The sequence below is a fragment of the Methylobacterium sp. BTF04 genome (assembly GCF_010692745.1).
Classification (GTDB): Bacteria; Pseudomonadota; Alphaproteobacteria; order Rhizobiales; family Beijerinckiaceae; genus Methylobacterium.
The window spans coordinates 1-6,027 of the sequence record NZ_JAAHTB010000091.1 but is presented as its reverse complement, the minus strand read 5'-3'; the positions used below and the strand labels follow the sequence as shown (position 1 = coordinate 6,027).

General features: G+C 59.9%; 2 protein-coding genes and 3 pseudogenes. 2 read left to right on the top strand and 3 right to left on the bottom strand.

Annotation, left to right across the window (positions count from 1 at the left end; genetic code table 11):
• Positions 1 to 517 precede the first annotated feature (517 nt).
• Together G3T14_RS22820 and G3T14_RS22815 are read right to left on the bottom strand one after the other, a co-directional pair.
• A pseudogene (locus G3T14_RS22820) lies at positions 518 to 739 on the bottom strand (transposase); the annotation flags it as partial.
• A gap of 89 nt (positions 740 to 828) precedes the next feature.
• Positions 829 to 2,019, bottom strand: a complete 1,191-nt coding sequence (locus G3T14_RS22815; protein WP_163644793.1) for an adenylate/guanylate cyclase domain-containing protein — start codon at positions 2,017 to 2,019, stop codon at positions 829 to 831.
• A gap of 258 nt (positions 2,020 to 2,277) precedes the next feature.
• Here G3T14_RS22815 and G3T14_RS22810 point away from each other — a divergent pair.
• Positions 2,278 to 2,430 (top strand): annotated as a pseudogene (locus G3T14_RS22810) (ISNCY family transposase); the annotation flags it as partial.
• Between the two features lie 768 nt (positions 2,431 to 3,198).
• Here G3T14_RS22810 and G3T14_RS22805 read toward each other — a convergent pair.
• The gene (locus tag G3T14_RS22805) at positions 3,199 to 4,887 is read right to left on the bottom strand and encodes an MCP four helix bundle domain-containing protein (RefSeq protein ID WP_163644794.1); all 1,689 of its coding nucleotides are present in this window, start codon (positions 4,885 to 4,887) and stop codon (positions 3,199 to 3,201) included.
• Between the two features lie 232 nt (positions 4,888 to 5,119).
• On the opposite strand from G3T14_RS22805, the pseudogene G3T14_RS22800 reads away from it, so the two are divergent.
• Positions 5,120 to 5,961, top strand: a pseudogene (locus G3T14_RS22800) (IS5 family transposase).
• Positions 5,962 to 6,027: the final 66 nt, after the last annotated feature.

The window sequence follows — 6,027 nt, the reverse complement described above, 5'->3', positions numbered from 1 at the left end:
GAATCATCATTATGAATCAAAGCGATGCGGCTTGATATCTATAGGTAGGACTCTCCTATCCGGGCTGGTACGAGGGCCGCGCCACACATATCCACGCGAAGATCATCATCGAGGGACGGGGCGTTCTATCGTGCCAACTCTTCCTGCCGGACGCACTCAATGAGTTCATTTACACGAACGTTCCAGACTACGCTCAGCGGAAACGAACACGCGGGACGATCAACCGGAACGATCCGCTGATACTTCACGACGACCCAGAGCATCGTTTGTTCTGCGCAATCCGGGAGGCACCCGACCGTTACGTCGCCTCGGTAGTCCTCTGGGTCGATCCCGGCGCCACGGCGCCGACGGGAAAAGGTCCGCCAATCGCATTCTTGCTTGCGCGGGCTTTGGGATTGAACCTCGGCCCTAAGGCTCCGACCGGATCGACGCGCGTCGCGTCACTTGTTCCCGGGTTGCGGTGAGGTGAGGCGCCGTGCGCTGACAACGAACCAATGAACGGTTTCGTTAGACGCTCTAAGTCCGAGATAGCCCGGCGAAGACGCAGGTTCTCCGTCTCCAAAGACTTCAATCGCTTGACCTGATCGTCCTTCAAGCCGCCGTACTCGGAACGCCAGCGATAATACGTGACATTGGTCACCTCAATGAATCAGATTGCTTCAGCAGTCTTCCGTCCTTGTGAGACCAGAACATCGACTTGGCGTAAATTGGCAACAATCTCTTCAGCCGTATGTTTCATTAGTAAAACATCGGCGGTCTCGCCGAATATTTTATGATCTCCCTATAAATATATCCGTGAATTTAGGTGAAGCGCTTTGTTAAAGCTGATTAGTAATTCAAAGGTGATGTCCAAACCCGCTGTGGGCTCGTGACGCCACGCAATGTTACCGAGCCAACTTCCTCCAGGGACTGATCGCATCGGGCGGCGAAGGAGTCGGAGATGAGCAGTGCGTGGCCTAAGATCTCACAATGAGCCTCGATCCGGCTCGCCTCATTCACGGCGCGGCCAATTAGCGTGAAATCGAGCCGTCGGCTGGTGCCGACGTTGCCATAGATGACCTCTCCATAATGAAGCACGAGATCAGCTTCCAGTGCTGGCAAGCCCGTGGTTCTACGCAGTGCGTTGAGGGCTTCGTTGGCGCGCAACGCCTCAGCTGCTGCGGCGAGCGCCAAGCCGCAGCCAGTACAGGGTTGCGCGCTCGCATCAGGTACAGGAAATGCTGCCAGGAAGCCGTCTCCCAGGAATTTGAGGATCTCGCCCCCATGATCGGCGACCGGCTTACCAAGGGCGTCGAAGTGCTCATCGAGCCAGCGCACGACATCGGCTGGGTCAGCACAATCCGACAGCTTCGTGAAAGCGCGAAGGTCCACGAGCAGAATTGCTGCCGGGACCTTCTCACCCTGTCCGCGCCGGATTTGACCGTTGAGCACCCGCCCGCCCGTCGTAGGGCCGAGATAGGTCGCCAGCACCTCGCGCAAGGTGTGTGAAAGGCTTAGCTTTGCCATGGCTAACCCGAGCGCAGGAAGGAGTGATCCAACCGCGGTAATCTCTGCTTGATCGAAGCCCGACGCACGCTGCGTCGTCATCGAAAAGGCAACGCCCCGGAGCGCTGTGCCCGGTGCGAAGCCGATGAGGAATAGGACGTAATCGGTCCCGTTCTGCATCCGCAACTCGTGCAGAAGCGGGTAATCGTCCCCGGTTCCGAGCTTGTCGAGTCTCCAACGCGCGAACTGTTCTCCGCTTTGAAGGAGGGCAATGATAGGGCTGCGAAGCCAAACTGCCTCCTGCTCAGCTCCGTGAGGGGCAAGCACGCGCGAGCCCCCTTGCTCAGCGTGCCAGTTTAGGGAGATGCCGCGGTGTACCGGATCGATGGTCGGCGTCGAGATGCTGACACGCCAGAGTGGCAAGCCCATCTCTGTCAAGCCGCGGCAGAGACCTTCGATGAGCGCGTTCTCATCGTCGGTAGCAGTGGCGTGCTCCGCAATCCAAGAAGCCAGGCGGGTGGTGTCATAGGTCATTTGTGCTACTTCGCCTCAAAGTCCCTCGGCATCCATGAAGATCACGGTACGCTGAGAACTCCAGCCCTTACGTTAGTTTATGTGGTCGTGTCCCAGGCGGTGGGGTAGCTGACGGGTGGTCATCGGCGGTTGCCGGGTAGGGTCGGGTTGCGACAACCAACCTGGAACCACGCATTGCCTCGTTTGAAATGCTCCCGGATCTTGAGGTGTTGCCTCATCTGAGATGCTCCCGACCGATAGTGGTTTGGAGAGGCGACGATGGGGCGAGTCTGCATGACGACGCGGGACGATTTGGTGGCGGCTTTGTCCACGAGATATGCGGGCAGCCACCGTACGGAACGCAGCCGGATCCTCGACGAATTCGTTGCGGTGACCGGTGTGCATCGCAAGTACGCGATGAAGCTTTTGCGTGCCGGTTCATCAAGGCCAACTGGTATGTGAGGCTGACTGCTCCAAGTTGCACGCAAGAATTGCAGTTTTAAGGGGGCTTGTGCGTGTAATCAGAAGTGCATAACATTCGTTTGTCGACGAACGGCTAAGTGCTTGAAAATATTGTGATTCTTCGTCAGAAAATCGAGTCCTGCCGGGCCTGCCAAATACTTTGCCTACCTCATGAAAGCGCAGGCCTGGTATCCAAGCCGGTTCAATATGCCTTTGAAGCACGTTTGAGCAGCAGCCACTCTCGTCATGTGGCGCAAACATGACGTATTCTGCGGTAAGAAGCACCTTGCGGAGCGTGGCACATCATGCATAACATGGTCCTTATTCGGATGTGTAAGTCGTTGAAAAATAAAGGCTCGTGAAGTCTGGCGTCGCATCCCGTAGGGCGCGCCATGCAGAATAAAACTGCGAACACCTATGTTGTTGAGATTATTAGATGAAATTTGGTGACTGCCGCACTCGGTAGCACCTCGGTTGTCAGCAACTGGCAGAACGCTTCCCGTCCAGTTTCTGCAAGCCGTGGCTTGAAGCAGACATGCACGCCTGACCGAGCGTTTTACCGGCATTTAAATGCCCGACACATTTTCCCGAAAAATGCGAAACGTTCTGGTCGGGCTCCTAACGGTAGGAACGAAGTGTCGGGAAAACAATCGGATTCCCGGCAAATGGATCAATAGGACGAATGAATTGCGTTGGTAGTTAGCAGATGATTGAACCGTTCGGCGCTCTATTAGGCATCTACGCCGCTCGCACCGTTGCGAGAAACCGGCCGACCTCGGCGTTCAGGTGCTCGGATTGCCGCGATAGCTCGGATGCAGCGCCCAGCACCTGGCTTGCGGCCGCGCCGGTCTCCTCGGCGGCTCCCGCCACGCCTGAGATGTTGCTTGTGACTTCGCTCGTTCCCATCGCTGCCTGCGCGACGTTGCGCACGATCTCCTGGGTCGCGGCACCTTGCTCCTCGACCGCGGCCGCAATGGTCGTTGCAACACCGCTAATGTCCTGAATGCGTGCGGTAATGCTACCGATCGCCGAGACAGCGCGCGCTGTCGAGCCCTGGATCTGGCTGATGTGCCCGCCGATCTCCTGGGTGGCTTTGGCAGTCTGGTTGGCGAGTTCCTTGACTTCGGCGGCGACCACCGCGAAGCCGCGGCCAGCCTCGCCAGCGCGCGCCGCCTCGATGGTGGCGTTCAGCGCCAGCAGGTTGGTCTGGCCGGCGATGGACGTGATCATCGTCACCACGTCGCCGATGCGCGCCACCGCCGTGTTGAGCTGCTGCACCAGTTCGGCGGTCTCAGCGGCCTCCTGGACAGCGCTATGTGCCATCGTGGCGGACGTGCTGACTTGGCGGCTGATCTCCTGCACGGAGGAGCCGAGCTCCTCGGCGGCGGCGGCTACGGTGTTGACGTTGGAGGCGGCTTCTTCCGCCGCGGCAGCGACACTGGTCGTCTGGGTGGCGGTCTGGGTGGCGGTGCCGGCCATGCTCTGGGCGGTGGCCTGTAGCTCGGTGGCCGAGCTCGTCACCATGGTGAGGATGCCGCCTACTGCGCCCTCGAAGCTGTCGGCCAAGGCCCGCATCGCTGCCTTGCGGTGCACCTCCGCCCCCGCGCGCGCCAGAACCGTCTCTTCCTCCAGCGCCCGCATCCGGATCAGCCCATCCTTGAACACCTGCACGGCGTCCGCGATGGTGCCGATCTCGGTCCGGGCGCCTTGGTGCGGAATGGTCACGGAGAGATCTCCGCCGGCCAGGGCCTGCATGGGCTGGACCATCGCTCCGATGCCGCGCGTGACGCCGCGCACAATCAGGGTTGCAGAGACGGTGGAGATGAGAAGGCAGAGCGCGATGGCGATGAGCCCCCAGGTATAGGTGGTCTCAAAGACAGACTTGCTCTCGGCCTGAGCGGCACTTGCGCCCTCGTTGTTCATGGCAACGAGCTTGTCGAGGGCCGCCGAGGCTGCACGGCGAGGAATGATGCCCTTGCTCTCGTAGAGCTCATAGGCTTGAGCCTTCTGACCGGCACGCGAGAGCTCGAGAATGGATTGGCGTACCCCTTCGAAGTTCCGGGCCTCACGCGTGAACGTCTCGTAGAGCGCCCGCTCCTCAGGAGAACCAATCATTGGCTCGTAGGCGGCATTCTTCTCGTCGAGCTTCTTACCGAAGCGCTCCATGTCCTTCTCGATGCTGGCGACGAGCGCGGGGTCGTTGGCCTGCGTATGGCGGAGGACTAAGGCGCTTGTCCGTGCGGTGAGAGTATCGATCTCGCCGAGAAGGCGAATGCTCGGCAGCCAGTTCGTCTCGATGTTGAGGGCCTGCTCCCGCATGCGCTGCGTGCCGATCACGCCCAGCAAGCCTAACCCGATGGCAATCAGCGTCAGGACCGAGAAAGCCGTAATTAGCTTGGCGCGAATAGATAGGTTTCGGAACGACACGATGAGCTCCCAGCGTTGCTGAACGAGAAGGTCGGACGCAGCCGCGGGGGCATTATCACGGGAAAATGTTAAGCGGGCATTCCCTGGCGGTCCAAGTACCAAGCGGCAGCTTCACAGAGGTGGTTTGGCCTGCTGCCGGTTCCGTGGACACGACCCTAAGTGTCTGTCCGGCGACATATTGAGTGATGTGAGGGATTTGTGATTCAAGGCAGCCTCTCTCTGGAGGCTGCTGATGTGGACGAACGAGAACCGTGCTCGGTACGATCGGAGTGGTTTGCGCTATCCGAGCGATCTGACGAATGAAGAGTGGGCGCTGATCGCCCCGCTGAGTCCGCCGGCGAAGCGCGGTGGCGGCAAGCGCAGCGTGGATCTTCGCGCGGTCGTGAACGGCCTGATGTACGTGCTGAGCACGGGCTGCCAGTGGCGGGCGATCCCGAAGGACCTGCCGGCGCGCTCGACGGTGCACGATTATCTCGACCTGTGGGATTATGACGGGACGCTCGCGCGGGTCCATCACACGCTCTACGTGGCCTGCCGGGAACAGGCCGGGCGGGACGCCAGCCCAACAGCTGGGATCATCGACTCCCAGAGCGTCAAGGGCGCGGAAAAAGGGGGGGGCTCGATCGATGCGTCGGGCTACGATGCAGGCAAGAAGATCAAGGGCAAGAAGCGCCACATCCTCGTCGACACGCAGGGTCTTCTGATGCACGCCCTGGTGCATCCGGCCGACGTCCAGGATCGCGACGGTGGCGTGCTGGTGATGGCCACCTTGTTCGGGCTCTATCCGTTCCTGCTCAAACTCTACGCCGACGGCGGCTACCAAGGACCGGTCTTTCAAGCCGGGCTGCGCCGGGTCTGCCGCCAGATCTCGGTCGATATCGTCAAGCGTTCCAATCAGGCCAAGGCTATGCCGTGCTGCCCAGGCGATGGATCGTCGAGTGCACCATCGGATGGCTGAACCGCTGCCGGCGTCTGGCCGAGGATTAGGAATGCAAAACCCGCACGGCACGGGCTTTCCTCCTCCTGGCCTCCATTCGCTTCATTACGCGAAAGCTCTGTCAGAAAACGATATGACGCCGGACAGACCTGAGCATCTATCAGTTTGAACCCTTGTCGTTGACGGCCTGACTCCGCCTGTGA